We start from the raw sequence: 16,748 nt of genomic DNA on the forward strand, positions 1-16,748 counted from the left end.
AGTGAGTGGTATAAATGAGAGAAATCGTTATCGGAAAAAATGATGCAGATCAGCGTGTAGATAAATTTATCATGAAAACAATGAAAGATATGCCAAAAAGTCTGATGTATAAATATATAAGAAATAAAAAAATCAAAGTGAATCGGAAACGTTGTGAAATATCCCAGCGGCTGCAAGAGGGAGATGTGATGCAGTGCTTTATCCCAGAGGAATTTTTTGAGTCCAAAAAAGAACGGGCGTTTACCAAGCTGCCATCAGACTTAGATGTTATATATGAAGATGAAGCCCTTATCATTGTGAATAAGCCGGTTGGCTTGCTTGCACACAGTGATACCAGTCAACTGCAGGATAATCTGGCAGATCGTCTTTTGCATTATTTATATAGAAAAGGGGAGTATGATCCCGATAAGGAACAAAGCTTTGCGCCAGCCTTATGTCATCGCATCGATCGCAATACTCAGGGAATCGTCATCTGTGCTAAAACCAGTGAAGCGCTGCGCCAGATGAATGAGGTAATACGTGAAAGAGAGCTAGATAAACGATATTTATGTATTGTGGAAGGCAGTTTAAAGAAAAAACAGGATCATTTGGTGTTATATCATAAAAAGATGGAGCATAACAAAGCAGATATCATACCTTATGCGAAAGAAGGCTATCAACGTATTGAAACAGGGTATCGTGTCTTAAAAGAAAAAGATGGAAAAAGTCTTGTGGAGGTTTCATTATTGACAGGGAAGAGCCATCAGATACGTGCAGTTATGGCATATTTAAAGCATCCATTGTTAGGAGATGTGAAATATGGCGGGAAAAAGGATGTCATTACTTATCAGGCATTATGCGCATATCAGGTAAGCTTTCACTTTACAAAGGATTATCCATCTATAAAACAATTAGATCAAAAAACGTTTACACTCGAAGATGTAGCATTATATCGATATTTTTAGATGTTATGCAAAAATAGTATAGTGAAAAATTCGATTTTTTTCACAAAAAGAATTGCATTTTCAAAAAAGCGATGTATAATAATCAAGGCTAAGTTGAAAGAGAGTGGAGTATAGCATGGAATCTTACAGATATTTATTAGATGTTGCATTGATTCTGTTGAGCACAAAGTTTTTCGGTTTATTGACCAGAAAGATTGAAATGCCACAGGTCGTTGGAGCATTGGTGGCTGGAATTATCTTAGGACCAGCAGTATTGGACTTCGTTCACGAATCTGCCTTTACCGATCAGATAGCAGAAATCGGTGTCATCGTATTGATGTTCTCGGCAGGTCTGGAAACAGATATCAGTGAATTGAAGAAAAGTGGAAAGAGCAGTTTTGTGATCGCCTTGATTGGGGTATTGGTGCCTCTTGTGGCAGGATATTTCCTGGCAAGTTTCTATAACACAGGCGATAATGCATTCTTACAAAACATGTTCATTGGCGTTATCTTAACAGCAACATCCGTTAGTATCAGTGTAGAAACATTGAAAGAAATGGGTAAATTAAGCACACCTAGTGGAAATGCCATTTTAGGAGCTGCCTTAATTGATGATATTCTAGGTATTGTTGCATTAACAATTATTACAGGTATGGCGGATACAAGTGTAAATCTTGCCGTTGTATTGATGAAGATCGTTGCCTTCTTTGTATGCAGTGTCATTATTGGACTGATCGCAAGAAAACTGATTGAAAAATGGTTTGATCGTGATGATAAGGTGAGAAGAAGATTCTCTATCATCTCATTTGCCTTCTGTTTATTGTTTGCCTATTGTGCAGAAGAATTCTTTGGTGTCGCAGATATCACAGGTGCCTTTATTGCCGGTTTGATTATCTCAGGTACAAGCAAAGCAACCTATGTGACCATGCGTATTGAAACATTGTCTTACTTGTTGATTTCACCAGTATTCTTCGCAAGTATTGGTTTAAAGGTCGTATTGCCTGAAATGACAAGCAGTATTGTGATCTTCTCTGTTTTATTGATGATTATCGCAATTCTAACCAAAATTGTTGGATGTGGTCTGGGTGCGAAAATCTGCCATTATGAAAATATTCAGAGTTTACGTATTGGTATTGGTATGATTTCTCGTGGTGAGGTCGCATTGATTGTTGCAAGCAAAGGTATGGCAGTGGGACTAATGAATCCAGATTTCTTTGGACCAATCATCATCATGGTTGTATTGACTACTGTGGTTACGCCAGTATTGTTGAAATTCGCATTTGCTGATCGTGCAAATGATCCTGATGTTTATACAGAAAGTGATCTTGTTGATGATTACAGCGAAACAGAAGAACTAGAGAAAAAATCTCATCAGATCTTTGGAGAAAGTAAAAAAGAAAGCCGTGCTTCTTAAGTAAGGTAAAAGTTGTGAAAGCCCTTTAATAAAGGCTTTTGCAACTTTTTTTATATTCCAAAAAAGAAAAAAATTCTAAAATTTAACCTAGGTTAATAAATGCGAAAATAATTATATATTTTGCTTGCAAGCCATATGTAAAAGGTTTATACTTTTAAAAGGTTTTAGGTAACACCATAAACCGAACAGTGCTATAATAAAGGCAAAGGAGGTATCGTTTTTTGGAAGAGCTAATCAGAAATATTGTAGAGGCAGATAAAAAGGCCAGAAACAATGTCGCATTGAAAAAGCAGGAAAAAAACAGCGTCCAAGATCTGATACAGGAACAAAAAGATGAGATCAAAGCCAAGTATCAGGAAGAAACAAAACGCTGTATCTTGGAAAAGCGAGCCGAAATGGACAAAGAACTTGCGGAATCAATTGAACAGGAAGAATCTTTGTTTAAGGAAGCACTTTTGGACCTGCAGCAGAAGTATGACACAAACAGGGAAACATGGGTGGAAAGAATTGTAGAGCATTGCTTAAATTCGTAGCCCGGCAGTATCATCAAGGAGGTGAGACCTTATGAATATGGCAACAGGTGTCATTGTCTCCAAAGCAAAAAGTATGCATGGCAAACAGCTGAATGAAGAAGATTATAACGAGCTGCTTCATAAACGCAGTGTTTCAGAAATCGCAGGTTATCTGAAGAATGAAACACAATATGCAGATGCCTTGAAAGATGTACGTGAAAACAACATTCATCGAGGTCAGCTGGAATCTATGTTACGACGTGATGGATTCAGACAAACAATGAAGCTGTATCGTTATGCAGAATCATCATACAAGGATTACTATCAGTTGCATATGCAACAAATTGAGATGGATTTGATCCTTCAGCGTATCCGTGTTCTGATCAGTGAAGAATATGAGGATGCAATCGCAGAACTTCCAATTTTCTTAAAAGGATATACGAGTTTTGATTTATTGCGTCTTGGAAATGTCCATACGTATGATGAATTGTTGGATGTACTGAAAAAGACAATGTATTACAATGTTTTGCTGCCTTATCGTGTCGCCAAAGGAAAAGAAGGCGAGATCGCCTATACGGCGTGTGAAACTGCATTAAACAAATGGTACTATGGACATGTGTTTGATGTAATCGATCATGTCATGAAGGGTAAAACCAAAAAAGAAGTAAAAGAGTTTTTTAGTGTAGATGTGGAGTTATCCAATTTAACGAAGATATATCGTTTTAAACGTTACTTCCATGCACGAGAAGACATTATCCGTGATTCTTTATTTCCTGTATATGATCACATTAGTGCGAGTCAGGTAGAAGAATTACTGGCAGAGCCAACAACAAAAGGTTTCCTAAAGAAACTGGAAAATTGCTGGTATCATCTGAAAACAGATGACAGTAAACATCTGTATATCGAATGGTATATGGATAAATACCGTTATAAACGGGCAAGAAAGAATATATACTATTCCCAAAGTGCACCGTTGGTATTCAGTTCCTACTTATATCTGCAGAAACTGGAATTAGACAACATCATCAACATTATTGAAGGAGTTCGCTATCAGGTGGATAGTGAAGATATCGCCAAGATGTTGATTTATTAGAAAGGAGAATGTGTGATGGCAATTGCAAAGATGAAGCTGATCAATATTACCGGGGACAATGAGTACCTGAATGATGTGCTTCTGAAATTTGTAGACCTGGATTACTTTCATCCAGAACCAGCAACAAAATTTGTGGACAGTGTTCATGGATTAACAACGCTGGTAGAAGAAAACCCCATCGTTGAAGTGTTAAATCACTTTAAAGAAGTCGTTTCCGATATGGAATTAGATGTGCCGGAAAAAGAAATGCGAAGTCCTGATTATGATCTGGATGAAATCAAAGCATATATCGATGATATCCATAAAAGATATCTGGATGGTGCGATTGTTCAAAAAGATTTGGAAACGGTAATACAAGAAAACAAAGATGCTTTGATACAGGTAAGAAATATCGAAAGCATTGATTTAAACCTTGATGATTTATTTGAATGTAAATATATCAAGATTCGTTTTGGACGACTGCCTTTGGATAGTGTAGAGAAACTGCAATATTATCGTAACCGTCCATTTGTATTTAAATCCTTCAGTCAGGATGATACCTATAGCTGGTGTGTATATCTGACAACGGAAAAATATGAAGGAGATGTAGATAACATTTTCTCTAGTCTATACTTTGAACGTATCCGTATCCCAGAGTTTGTTCATGGAACGCCAGAACGTGCAAAAGAAACGCTGCAGGAAGAAATCGACAACGATTACAAACAGCTGCAGCATGTAAATGAAGTGCTTGCGAAATTAAAAGATGAATGCAGAGAACGTTTTGCGGAAATCAAAGGCGAATTAGATTTTTTGAATCACACATATGAAGCTAGAAAATATGTTGTTGGTTTGGGAGAAAGATTCTCTATTATAGGCTTTATAGTCGAAGATGACGTGGATAAATTGAAACGTACATTTGAAGACTTGAAGGAGGTGGAAATCGAAGTGCGTCCTGCTCACAGTGACAAGCGACTCGCGCCTCCGACAAAACTAAAGAATGGGTGGTTTGCCAGGCCGTTCTCAATGTTTGTAGAGATGTATGGTACTCCAGAATATGAAGCAATTGATCCAACACCAATTGTCGCAGTTACGTATACCTTATTGTTTGGTATGATGTTTGGCGATGTTGGCCAGGGGCTTGTATTAATATTGGTAGGATATTTAGCCTATAAATATAAAGGCATGCAGCTGGGCGATGTAGGCGTACGTATTGGAATCTCTTCTACGATTTTTGGATTTATTTATGGCTCAGTATTTGGAAATGAAACCTTATTGAATCCTGTATATCAAACGGTATTTGGATTAAGTGAAAAACCAATTGAAGTTATGACGAGTGAATTCATTCCAATTCTTCTGGTTTTATCTGTTGGTATTGGCGCATTTCTGATTATATTCAGTATGTGTGTAAATATTTTCCTACAAATCAAAAACAAAAATATGGGAGAACTGTTCTTTTCACAAAACGGTGTTGCAGGACTTGTATTCTACACATCTTTAGTAGGTGGTCTTGCTTATACCTTATTAAGTGGAAACAATCTGTTCACAATTCCATTTGTACTTGTTTGTCTGATTCTTCCATTGGTATTGATCTTTATGAAAGAACCATTCACAAATAAATTAGAAAACAAAGCAATGTACCCAGAAGGTTTTGGGGCATTCTGTATCGAAAGTATCTTTGAACTGCTAGAGGTATGCTTATCCTATATCACCAATACGATTTCTTATTTGCGTGTTGGCGGATTCGTTTTATCACATGCCGGAATGATGATGGCCGTAACCTTGATTATGGGAATGGTCGGTAGTGCAGGTGGACTGCTTGTTGGAATTTTCGGAAACATTCTGGTTATGTGTCTGGAAGGCATGATCGTTGGTATTCAGGTACTGCGTCTAGAATTTTATGAAATGTTCTCACGTTACTTCAATGGAAACGGTGTAGCATTTCAATCATTAAAGGAACTAAATTAAACAGGAGGAACAAATTATGTTAAGTCCATTAGAATTATTAATACCATTTATTATTTTAGTATTGATCTCATTGCCATTAGTCAATGTATTCAGAGGTAAAACAAGTGTAAAGAGTGCAAAAGTACGTATGGTTTCACATATCTGCTTATTCTTCGCATTAGTATTGGGAACAGTATTCTTCTCTGCTACAAAAGCATATGCTGCAGAAACTGCAGATGTTGCGGATAAGATGGCTGGATCTATTGGTCAGGGATTAGGCTTTATCGCTGCTGCATTATCAACTGGTTTATCAGCATTAGGTGCTGGTATTGCCGTAGCTGCTGCAGCTCCTGCTGCTATTGGTGCTTTCTCTGAAAACAAAGAAAACTTCGGTAAATCTATGATCTTCGTTGCATTAGGTGAAGGTGTTGCTATTTATGGTCTGTTGATCTCTATCTTCATTATCTTCATGAAATTATAAAATCAGAAAGGAGAATTCCTATGAGATTTTTCCTGCTCAGTGATAATATCGATACGCAGATGGGAATGCGTTTGGCAGGAATCGAAGGAGTTGTCGTACATGAACGCCAGGAAGTCCTGGAAGAATTGGAAAAAGCGATGCACATGGAAGATGTCGCCATCATTTTAATGACAACAAAATTGATTCAGACTTGCCCAGATGTTATTTCTGAATTAAAATTAAAATTGAAAAAACCGTTGATTGTGGAAATACCGGATCGTCATGGTTCTGCCAAAATTGGTGAAACAATCGATCGATACGTAAGTGAAGCAATTGGGGTAAAACTATGAGGTGTTTGCTATGTTAGATGACAAAATGAAGCTTGAGCAATATTTTAAAGATGAAATCGATCGTGTTAGCGGTATTGAAATCAAGCAGATCGACGACGAGATAGCAGATATTCGTGAAAAAGCTCTTCAGGGATTAGAAGCTGATGCGCAAAGAGAAGCTGGCATGGTTCGTGAGCAGGAATTAAAAGAACTGCAAAGCGAACATGCAATCCGCTTAAGTAAAGCGCATGAAGAAACCAGTCGTAAACTGATGGCCAAGCGTAAAGAACTGGCTGATCTTGTGTTTAAAGAAGCAAAAGACAAAATCAAATCGTTTACGAAGCAGGGTGATTATCGTGATTATCTGAAAAAGAAAGCACAAGAGCTGGGTAAAAACAACTTTGCACATGCTGTTTTCTTAATAGGTAAAGAAGATGCATCTTATCAGGATGATATCAAGAAGGCCTATGGAAAAGATTGCGAAGTACAGATAGATACAGATATCGTACTTGGCGGTTTTCGTTTAGAATGCGTTGAGATGGGAATTGTCGTAGACGAAACCTTCGATACAGCGATTGAAGAACAGAAAGAATGGTTCTATACAAATTCTGGATTGTTTATTAAATAATCCAAATGATGCGTGGATTCCATGCGCTAGAGGTGATAATGTGAGTGAAAATGTAATTTATTCCATAAACGGTCCAGTTGTAAAGGTAAGAAATGCAACAGATTTCTCTATGATGGAGAAAGTGTTTGTCGGAGATAAGAAACTGATGGGAGAGGTCATCAGCATCAGTAAAGAAGTCACAACGATTCAGGTATATGAATCTACGACTTCATTAAAGCCTGGTGAACCTGTAGAACCAACAGGAAGTCCAATTTCCGTAACACTGGGGCCTGGTATTTTAAGAAATATATTTGATGGAATTGAACGTCCATTAAAAGAAATAGCAAAAGAATCCGGCGCATTTATTGCGACCGGAAGCAATGTAGCACCATTAGATGAAGAAGCATTATGGAATGTCAGTGTGAAAGTAAAAGTAGGAGATCAAGTCGTGCCTGGCCAGATTTTTGCGACTTTGCCAGAAACGGATTTGATTGAACACCGCTGTATGATTCCACCAACGCTGTATGGTGAAGTAGTTGAAGTTGTAAGTGATGGAAGCTACAATATCAATCATGAAATTATCAAGGTAAAAGATGATAAAGATGAAATTCATACACTGACATTATGTCAGAAATGGCCAATCAAACAGGCAAGACCTGTCGCTCAGCGTTTGCCAATTAGTGTTCCATTGATTACTGGACAGCGTATTTTTGATACACTGTTTCCAATCGCAAAAGGTGGAACAGCAGCTATACCTGGAGGTTTTGGTACAGGAAAAACCATGACGCAGCATCAGCTTGCCAAATGGTGTGATGCTGATATCATCGTATATGTAGGTTGTGGAGAACGTGGTAACGAAATGACACAGGTTCTGGAAGAATTCTCAGAACTGATTGACCCAAAGAGTAATCGTCCTTTGACTGATCGTACTGTATTGATCGCCAATACGTCAAATATGCCAGTAGCTGCTCGTGAAGCTAGTATTTATACAGGTTTAACACTTGCAGAATATTATCGTGATATGGGTTATCATGTCGCAATCATGGCCGATTCTACTTCTCGTTGGGCAGAAGCACTTCGAGAAATCAGTGGACGTTTGGAAGAAATGCCTGCAGAAGAAGGGTTCCCAGCATATCTGCCATCAAGAATTTCACAATTCTATGAACGTGCTGGATATATGGAAACATTAAATGGTCAGGAAGGCAGTGTATCTATCATTGGTGCCGTATCTCCACAGGGAAATGACTTCTCAGAACCAGTTACCCAGAATACAAAACGATTTGTAAGATGTTTCTGGGCATTAGATAAATCACTGGCTTATGCAAGACACTACTTTGCGATCAACTGGACAGAAAGCTATTCAGAATATGTTGGTGATTTAACCAAATGGTATAACAAAAATGTAGATATTCGTTTCTTGCGTAATCGTCAGGAGCTGATGAGTCTGTTGGCTGAAGAAGCAAAATTGATGGAAATTGTAAAATTGATTGGTAGTGATGTATTGCCGGAAGATCAAAAATTGGTTATTGAAATCTGTAAAGTCATTCGTGTAGGATACCTGCAACAAAATGCATTCCATAAAGATGATACGTATGTACCATTGGAAAAACAGTTGAAAATGATGGATGTTATCCTATATTTATATAAACGTTGTAAAGAAATCGTCAGTGAAGGAAAATCATTGAGTCAGATTATTGCTTCTGGTATCTTTGATAATGTCACGAAGATGAAATATGATGTGCCAAACGACCATATCGAAGCATTTGATGATTATTTCCCTATGATCGATAAAGCTGTGAACGAAAGTTTGAATGCGTAAGAAGGAGGAGTGCTTATATGAGTCTTCAATATTTAGGATTGAGTGAAATCAATGGGCCTTTGGTTTACCTAGACAACGTAGAAAACGCCAGCTATGAAGAAATGGTGGAAATAAAATGTGGAGATGGTTCCACACGTTTGGGAAGAGTTGTACAGCTGGATGGCAAACGTGCCGCAATTCAGGTGTTTGAAGGTACTAATGGATTAAGCTTAAAAAATACAAAAACAAAATTTACAGGAAAGCCAATGGAGCTTCCTTTATCAAAAGAATTATTAGGCCGTGTATTTAACGGCAGTGGAAAACCAATTGATGGATTAGGTGAAATCTATGCTGAAAAAAGCGCAGATATCAATGGACAGCCATTAAATCCGGTTTCCCGTGTATATCCCCGTAACTATATCAATACCGGTATCTCCAGTATTGATGCATTGACGACATTGATTCGTGGACAGAAACTTCCTATTTTCTCAGGATCAGGTATGCCTCATAACGACTTGGCAGTACAGCTGGTAAAACAGGCTAAGATTTCTGATGGAGATGGCAAAAATTTCTGTATCGTATTTGCGGCCATGGGTGTAAAAAATGACGTTGCGGATTATTTTAAACGTTCCTTTGAAGAAGCAGGCGTTATGGAGAAAGTTGTTATGTTTATCAATTTATCCAATGACCCTATCATTGAACGTACATTAACACCACGTTGTGCTTTAACTGCCGCAGAATATTTAGCATATGAACATGATATGCATGTATTGGTTATTTTGACGGATATCACATCCTATTGTGAGGCACTACGTGAATTCTCAAGTAGTAAAGGTGAAATTCCAGGTCGTAAAGGATATCCTGGATATTTATATTCTGACCTTGCTTCCTTATATGAAAGAGCAGGGATCGTCAAAGGGGCGAATGGCTCTGTGACACAGATTCCTATTCTAACCATGCCAAATGATGATATTACACATCCAATTCCTGACCTTACTGGTTATATTACAGAAGGACAGATTGTATTAGATCGTAATTTGAATCAAATGGGTGTTTATCCACCAGTTGGAGTACTTCCATCCCTTTCACGTTTGATGAAAGATGGTATTGGTGAAGGATATACAAGAAAAGACCATTCTGATGTCAGTAACCAGTTGTTTGCGGCATATGCGAAAGTGCAGGATGCCAGAAGTCTAGCCAGTGTTATTGGTGAGGATGAATTAAGTGATGTTGATAAACAATATATGTCTTTTGGAACATTATTTGAAGAGCATTTCTTAAATCAAGGATTTGATGTAAACAGAACAATTGAAGAAACACTGGATCTTGGATGGGATTTACTAAGCGTTCTTCCACGTGGTGAATTGGATCGTGTAGATAATGAAGTCCTTGATCAGTATTATGACCATGAACGTGCTGTTCAGCGTTTTCAAATCAAAGCCGGACCGATTATCAAAGAATTAGAGAATCCAGGTGAATAGTTATGGCAAATAAACAGGTGTTTCCTACAAAAGGAAATCTGATTGCGACAAAGAAATCTAATCAGCTGGCACAAATGGGCTATGAACTGATGGATCGTAAGCGTAATATATTGACAAGAGAAATGATGAGCTTATTGGATAGTGTAAGATTATTGCGTGATGAAATTACAATCACGTACCAGAAGGCTTATTATGCGTTACAGCAGGCGAATATGTCATTGGGTGTTATTAGTGACTTGGTAGAGGCTGTACCTGTTGATACAGGTGTTCATGTGAGCTATCGTAGTGTAATGGGCGTGGAGATACCTAAAATTCATTATGATAAGCAGAGTCTGGAATTAACTTATGGATTGGAGCATGCCAATTCAAAACTGGATTATGCGTATAAGTGTTTTTATAAGGTAAAAGAAATGACTGTTATACTGGCGGAAGTAGAGAACAGTGTGTATCGTCTTGCCAATGCGATTCGTAAAGCGCAGAAGCGTGCAAATGCTTTGAAGAATATCGTTATTCCGGAATTTGAAGGTAACATTAAGTTTATTAGTGATGCTTTGGAAGAGAAGGAACGTGAGGAATTTTCAAGGCAAAAGGTCATAAAGGCTACAAAAGATCGAAAACAAAACCAGGAGCACATTTAGTTGTGCTCCTTATTTAGGCCTTATTTAAAGGGGGAAAAAGGTGTTAATAAAATTTCTTCAAAAAAAGTAAAAAAAATTGAAAAAAGTTGTTGACACTTATGGATATGTTTGGTATTATATTAGGGCACTGAGGCAAACAGTGCTAAAGAAAAAAATATGCGCCCATAGCTCAACTGGATAGAGCGTTTGACTACGGATCAAAAGGTTGCGGGTTCGATTCCTACTGGGCGCGCCATAAAATATCGGGATGTAGCACAGCTTGGTAGTGCACTTGATTTGGGATCAAGGGGTCGCAGGTTCAAATCCTGTCATCCCGACCATGATATTTTTGGCTGGGTAGCTTAGTTGGCTAGAGCATCCGGTTCATACCCGGAAGGTCGCGAGTTCGAGTCTCGCCCCCGCCACCAATTGACTAATTTGGACCCTTAGCTCAGTTGGTCAGAGCATCCGGCTCATAACCGGTGGGTCGTAGGTTCGAGTCCTACAGGGTCCACCAATTTCATAACAAAATTGGAGGAATACCCAAGTGGTTGAAGGGTCCGGTCTTGAAAACCGGTAGGTCGGGAAACTGGCGCCTGGGTTCGAATCCCAGTTCCTCCGCCAAAAAGTTTAAGGCGTTTAAAATTTATTGCTCATTTATCGCGGGGTAGAGCAGCCTGGTAGCTCGTCGGGCTCATAACCCGGAGGTCGTTGGTTCAAATCCTTCCCCCGCAACCAAATGGTCCCGTAGCTCAGTCGGTAGAGCAAAGGACTGAAAATCCTTGTGTCGTTGGTTCGATTCCGACCGGGACCACCATTTGGAACGTGAAACCTATTTCGTAAGAGATAGGTTTTTTTCTATATGCGGGGGACTCAAACGTCCTCAGGCTGCGGTTTAAGAAACTGGGATAAGACCTAACGGTTTTTAAGTTCATGGGTATGCCTCCAATTGGCGGGGGCGAGTATATAGAACGTCTACCCAGGCAAAAAACGTGCCTCAGGATTTGATAGGTATAAGGTTTCCTTTCCCTTGCTGTGATTAGAAAGGCTCGTTTCTATATACATTATATGGAATAAAATAAAATCTGCATATTCGCAGATTTCATTTATAATAATCGATAAAAGTCTGTGCAGTTTCTGAAAGATATCGATCCTTCATACAAATAATATGAATGGAAGTGGTTAAACGTGGATGGTCAATATCATAGATTTTTAAATTTTCATGTTCGATAAGAGCAATTGCGCTTTTAGGAACAATCGCAACACCTAATCCTGCTTTTGCCCATAACAGGGAAGTTCTGGCATCCTGATTGATACAAAAACATGTAGGCAACAGACCAGATTGAAGAAAACAATCCTCCAATAAGGAAGCATAGCGCTCATAATATATTAATGGCACATTAGTTAAATCCTGCAGTTTTAAACGATTATCTTTTGATAAACATTGGCTTCTATCACATACCGCCACCATTCCTTCTTCCCAAAAGGGGATTGCTTTTATATTCTTTTGTGGATATGGTGTGCGGACAACGCCGATTTCAATCAGGCCTTTCTCTAATAGCTCCAGGATCTGAAAAGTATTTCCTTCTTTTAACACAAAAGAAACCTTAGGGAAATCTTCATGGAATTTACGAATGCCATTTTCCAAAAACGCATGATGGGAACTTGATACAATGCCAATACGAAGTTCATGGGCAACTTGTGTTTTCGCATCCTGTACCTCTTTTTTTGTATCCTCACAAAGCCGGCAAATCTGTTCGGCTTTTTCTCTTAATAACTCTCCGGCATCTGTTAATTGTATATGATGCTTGCCACGCAGTACCAACGCTACACCAAGTTCTTCTTCCAACATCTTTAATTGATAAGAAAGGGGAGGCTGTGCCATATGTAAACGTCTTGCTGCTGCTGTGATCTGTCCTTCCTCACAAATCGTGAGGAAATATTGTAACTGTTTAATATCCATTTTTATCACCATACTTTTTATATATATTTTAAATATTAAACCAATATTATACATATATCAACCCCTTGGGTATAATAATAAAGGCGAAAAGGATGATGAAAATGAAAGAATTGTTAAAATATTTAAAACCATATCGAAAACAATGTATCATTGGACCATTTTGTAAGTTGATGGAAGCCATATTAGAACTGCTTCTGCCAACACTTATGGCATATATGATCAATGATGGAATCATGGCACAGGATCAACAACTGGTATATCGTTATAGCTTTATCATGATTTTTATGGTTATGATTGGTTTTGGTTTTTCTATTACCTGCCAATATCAAGCCGCAAAAGCATCACAAGGCTTTGGCACAGATTTAAGAAATGCATTGTTCTCACATATTACTGCATTTTCTTATCAGGATTTAGATTACTTTGGAACACCTACATTAGTCAATCGACTGAGTAATGATGTGAATCAACTACAGGTTGCCGTTGCAATGTTGATTCGTTTAGTGGTTCGCTCTCCCTTTATTTGTATTGGGGCGATTATTATGGCAATGTTTCTGGATATGCGTTTAGCATGGATTTTAATTGCGAGTGTACCTTTTATTATCCTGATTCTTTATGTGTTTATACGGTTTACGACACCAATGTATCAACAATATCAAAAGCTGCTGGATAAATTTTCTTCTATTCTTGATGATAATTTTGCGGGTATCCGTGTGATCCGTACCTTTGTTTCTAAGAAACGGGAACAAAAGCGATTTCAAGAAAATGTAGATGAACTACAGGTACAGATGATGAAGGTAGCGCGTCTTTCTGCCTTATTGAATCCAAGTACGGCAATTGTTGTAAATGGTGCGGTTGTGATTTTAATGTATCAGGGAATTTTAAAAATACAAATAGGTGATTTACAGCCTGGAACAATTGTTGCATTTATCAATTATGCTTCCAGTATCTTATTAGCATTAATCGCCATCAGTAATCTGATTGTCATATTTACCAAAGCATTTGCCAGTGGGAAACGTGTGAGTGAAGTCTTGCGTTATTCACCAGGTCTGGTTTGCGGAAATGCTTCTCTTCAGGAAAAGGATGAGCCAATTGTATGTTTTGATCATGTATCTTTTTCTTATGGTAAGGGTGATGCTGCATTAAGTGATCTGTCCTTTTCTATTCGAAAAGGAGAAAGTATAGGTATCATCGGTGGAACCGGTGCTGGTAAAACTACTTTGATTTCTTTATTATGTCATTTTTATGTGCCTACAGAAGGCAGGATTTTATTATATGGACAGGATATTACTACACTGACATCATCTGATCTATTATCCCATGTCGTGCTTGTGCCACAGGTGAATGAGTTATTCTCTGGTACCATTGAAGAAAATATCTGCTTTGGACTATCTAATGTATCCAAAGAGGATATTGAACAGGCATTAAGCATTTCTCAAGCCAAAGAGTTTGTGGATGAGCTACCGAAAGGAATGCATACCAAAATCGAACGTGGGGGAGCAAATTTGTCTGGTGGACAAAAGCAGCGCTTATGTATCGCCAGAGCCATTCTGCGTAAGCCAGATCTATTGATTTTAGATGATGCCAGCAGTGCACTTGATTTCAAGAGTGATGCGGCTTTGCGAAAAGCCCTGAAAGCGATGGATACACAGATGAGCAGAATCATGATATCTCAGCGAGTTAGTACACTTGCGTCATGTGATCGTATTATCGTATTAGATAATGGAGAGATGGCAGGCTTTGCGCCACATAAAGTATTATATGATACATGTGAAATCTATCATTCCATCTGTGAGAGTCAGCATGTAGAAAGGGGTATTGCATGAGTGGTAAACAAGTGATGAAACAGCTGCTTCGTTTCCTGTTTCAGTTTAAATTATATCTGTTGCTGGCATTAGCCTGTGCAATTTTATCTGTCGCATTAAACGTATATGCGCCCTTACTGATTGGAGATATCTTAGATGCGATTACTTCAAAGCCTTTGTCCACAACTTTTCAATTATTGTGTTATTTAGTTGTTGTGTATCTTCTCTATTCTTTATTCCAATGGGGAATGATGTATTTCTCTAATAAGATTGCTTTTTCCAGCAGTTGTGTATTAAGAAAACAGCTATATGAAAAACTTTCCCATTTACCAATATCTTTTTATGATACAAATCCTCGTGGAGATTTAATTTCCCGCTTTGTTAACGATATTGATTATATCAGTGATGGCTTTTTACAGGGCCTTTCTACCATGATGAGTGGAGTAACAACGATTGTTTTAGCAATCGTATTCATGATCAACATCAATTGGATTATGAGTATCATCGTCATATTATCCGCACCGTTTACTTATATTGTGGCAAGTTTTATTACCAAACGTTCTCAACAATATTTTCGCAAAAATGCAAATGCGCTTGGTTCTTTGAATGGCTTTAGTGAAGAAATGCTATCAGGTATGAAAACAATCAAAGCATATCATTATGAAGAATCTGCCAACCATACGTTTCAGGAAATGAATCAAACATTATATGAAGCCGGCGTAAAATCACAATTTTATGGTTCTTTGGCAAATCCAAGTACCCGTTTTGTGACAAACTTTACTTACGCATTGACAGGAGCAGCGGGAGCATTCTTAGCACTTCAATCCATGATTACCATTGGAAACATATCCAGCTTTTTGATGTATGCCAATTTATTTTCTAAACCATTCACGGAAATCACAGGTGTTATGACACAGTTACAGACAGCGATGGCAAGTGCACGACGCATCTTTACGATTTTGGATATGGAAGAAGAACGTGACAGTGGAACGACTTCGTTTACACCAACAAAAGGAAGCATTGAATTTTCTCACGTCAGCTTTGGATATGATAAACACAAGCTTTTAATGAAGGATATCAATTTATGTATACCAGCGGGTGAAAAAGTCGCAATCGTAGGGAAAACCGGTGCTGGAAAAACAACCTTGGTAAATTTATTATTGCGGTTCTATGAAATTAATCAAGGTCATATATATGTGGATGGCGTCGATATCGAACAAATGTCAAAGGATGATTTAAGACGCAGTTTTGGTGTCGTATTACAGGATACCTATCTGTTTGAGGGAACCATTCGTGACAATATCGCTTATGGAAAGCCAGAAGCCAGTGATGAAGAAATTATAGCCGCAGCCAAAAAAAGTGGTGCACATGAATTCATCCGTCGTTTTACGCAAGGATATGATACCGTTCTGCATACCAATTCTAATCATTTATCATCCGGTCAAAAGCAATTATTGTCACTTACCCGTGTTTTATTGATGAATCCTAAAATTTTGATATTAGATGAAGCAACCAGCAATATGGATACCATGAGTGAACAACATGTGAATCAGGCAATGGAATTATTGATGGAAGGCAAGACCAGTTTTGTGATTGCACATCGTTTATCTACGATATTAGATGCGGATAAGATTCTGGTTATGGAGCATGGAGATATTATAGAAACTGGGAATCATGAGGAATTAATGAAAAAACAAGGCGCCTATTATACACTTTTTAATAGTCAGTTTACATCTTAGCGATGAGAGTGTTATACTAGAGGTGTAAAAGTTAATCTGTGATAGAGAAAGCGAGTTATCAAAACATGTTTCATGTTTTTTTAGCTC

The 16,748-nt window shown here is 38.1% G+C and carries 14 protein-coding genes and 7 tRNA genes; 20 read left to right on the plus strand and 1 reads right to left on the minus strand.

Translation table 11 applies throughout. The annotated features are described in order from the left end of the window. The first annotated feature begins 14 nt into the window (after positions 1 to 14). The 18 genes from DW761_RS18910 to DW761_RS18995 all read left to right on the plus strand — a co-directional run bounded on the left by DW761_RS18910 (position 15) and on the right by DW761_RS18995 (position 11,974). Positions 15 to 944, plus strand: a complete 930-nt coding sequence (locus DW761_RS18910) for an RluA family pseudouridine synthase (RefSeq protein ID WP_117451835.1) — start codon at positions 15 to 17, stop codon at positions 942 to 944. 115 nt (positions 945 to 1,059) lie between these two features. Further along, positions 1,060 to 2,337, plus strand: coding sequence for a cation:proton antiporter (locus DW761_RS18915; RefSeq protein WP_117519039.1), 1,278 nt, complete (start codon positions 1,060 to 1,062; stop codon positions 2,335 to 2,337). Between the two features lie 221 nt (positions 2,338 to 2,558). Then, the gene (locus DW761_RS18920; RefSeq protein ID WP_117519040.1) at positions 2,559 to 2,870 is read left to right on the plus strand and encodes a stress protein; all 312 of its coding nucleotides are present in this window, start codon (positions 2,559 to 2,561) and stop codon (positions 2,868 to 2,870) included. Between the two features lie 31 nt (positions 2,871 to 2,901). Then, a complete protein-coding gene (locus DW761_RS18925) occupies positions 2,902 to 3,942 on the plus strand; it encodes a V-type ATPase subunit (RefSeq protein WP_117451841.1) in 1,041 nt (346 codons plus the stop codon). A 15-nt stretch (positions 3,943 to 3,957) separates the two neighbouring features. Further along, positions 3,958 to 5,886, plus strand: a complete 1,929-nt coding sequence (locus DW761_RS18930) for a V-type ATP synthase subunit I (protein WP_117519041.1) — start codon at positions 3,958 to 3,960, stop codon at positions 5,884 to 5,886. A gap of 16 nt (positions 5,887 to 5,902) precedes the next feature. After that, positions 5,903 to 6,346 carry an ATP synthase subunit C gene (locus tag DW761_RS18935; RefSeq protein ID WP_117451845.1) on the plus strand — a complete coding sequence of 148 codons (444 nt, stop codon included), beginning with the start codon at positions 5,903 to 5,905 and terminating at the stop codon, positions 6,344 to 6,346. 20 nt (positions 6,347 to 6,366) lie between these two features. After that, on the plus strand, positions 6,367 to 6,675 hold the full coding sequence (locus DW761_RS18940) for a V-type ATP synthase subunit F (protein ID WP_117451847.1): 309 nt from the start codon (positions 6,367 to 6,369) through the stop codon (positions 6,673 to 6,675). 10 nt (positions 6,676 to 6,685) lie between these two features. Next, complete coding sequence (locus DW761_RS18945) at positions 6,686 to 7,282, plus strand: V-type ATP synthase subunit E (protein WP_117451849.1); 597 nt, start codon at positions 6,686 to 6,688, stop codon at positions 7,280 to 7,282. Between the two features lie 40 nt (positions 7,283 to 7,322). Beyond that, the gene (locus tag DW761_RS18950) at positions 7,323 to 9,080 is read left to right on the plus strand and encodes a V-type ATP synthase subunit A (RefSeq protein WP_117451851.1); all 1,758 of its coding nucleotides are present in this window, start codon (positions 7,323 to 7,325) and stop codon (positions 9,078 to 9,080) included. A 17-nt stretch (positions 9,081 to 9,097) separates the two neighbouring features. Beyond that, positions 9,098 to 10,540 (plus strand): V-type ATP synthase subunit B, encoded by a 1,443-nt coding sequence (locus DW761_RS18955; protein ID WP_117519042.1) that lies wholly within the window; start codon positions 9,098 to 9,100, stop codon positions 10,538 to 10,540. A 2-nt stretch (positions 10,541 to 10,542) separates the two neighbouring features. After that, on the plus strand, positions 10,543 to 11,178 hold the full coding sequence (locus DW761_RS18960; protein ID WP_117451855.1) for a V-type ATP synthase subunit D: 636 nt from the start codon (positions 10,543 to 10,545) through the stop codon (positions 11,176 to 11,178). A gap of 158 nt (positions 11,179 to 11,336) precedes the next feature. Beyond that, positions 11,337 to 11,413: transfer RNA gene (locus DW761_RS18965), tRNA-Arg, on the plus strand. A gap of 8 nt (positions 11,414 to 11,421) precedes the next feature. Continuing rightward, positions 11,422 to 11,498: transfer RNA gene (locus tag DW761_RS18970), tRNA-Pro, on the plus strand. 10 nt (positions 11,499 to 11,508) lie between these two features. After that, positions 11,509 to 11,585, plus strand: a tRNA-Met gene (locus DW761_RS18975). Between the two features lie 12 nt (positions 11,586 to 11,597). After that, positions 11,598 to 11,674: transfer RNA gene (locus tag DW761_RS18980), tRNA-Ile, on the plus strand. 16 nt (positions 11,675 to 11,690) lie between these two features. Then, positions 11,691 to 11,781 (plus strand) — tRNA-Ser (locus DW761_RS18985). Positions 11,782 to 11,818: 37 nt separating this feature from the next. Beyond that, positions 11,819 to 11,895: transfer RNA gene (locus DW761_RS18990), tRNA-Met, on the plus strand. Positions 11,896 to 11,898: 3 nt separating this feature from the next. Continuing rightward, positions 11,899 to 11,974: transfer RNA gene (locus tag DW761_RS18995), tRNA-Phe, on the plus strand. 285 nt (positions 11,975 to 12,259) lie between these two features. Here the strand turns inward: DW761_RS18995 and DW761_RS19000 are convergent. Then, on the minus strand, positions 12,260 to 13,120 hold the full coding sequence (locus DW761_RS19000) for a LysR family transcriptional regulator (protein ID WP_158553852.1): 861 nt from the start codon (positions 13,118 to 13,120) through the stop codon (positions 12,260 to 12,262). A gap of 101 nt (positions 13,121 to 13,221) precedes the next feature. Between DW761_RS19000 and DW761_RS19005 the strand changes: the two genes are divergently transcribed. Both DW761_RS19005 and DW761_RS19010 read left to right on the plus strand, forming a co-directional pair. Further along, positions 13,222 to 14,943: an ABC transporter ATP-binding protein gene (locus DW761_RS19005; RefSeq protein WP_117519044.1), complete on the plus strand. Its 1,722-nt coding sequence runs from the start codon at positions 13,222 to 13,224 to the stop codon at positions 14,941 to 14,943. Next, positions 14,940 to 16,661: an ABC transporter ATP-binding protein gene (locus DW761_RS19010; protein ID WP_117519045.1), complete on the plus strand. Its 1,722-nt coding sequence runs from the start codon at positions 14,940 to 14,942 to the stop codon at positions 16,659 to 16,661. The genes DW761_RS19005 and DW761_RS19010 overlap by 4 nt, the downstream gene beginning before the upstream one ends. Positions 16,662 to 16,748 lie beyond the last annotated feature (87 nt).

Origin of the sequence: Absiella sp. AM29-15 (assembly GCF_003434225.1) — a bacterium.
Taxonomy (GTDB): Bacteria; Bacillota_I; Bacilli_A; order Erysipelotrichales; family Erysipelotrichaceae; genus Hoskinsella; species Hoskinsella hominis.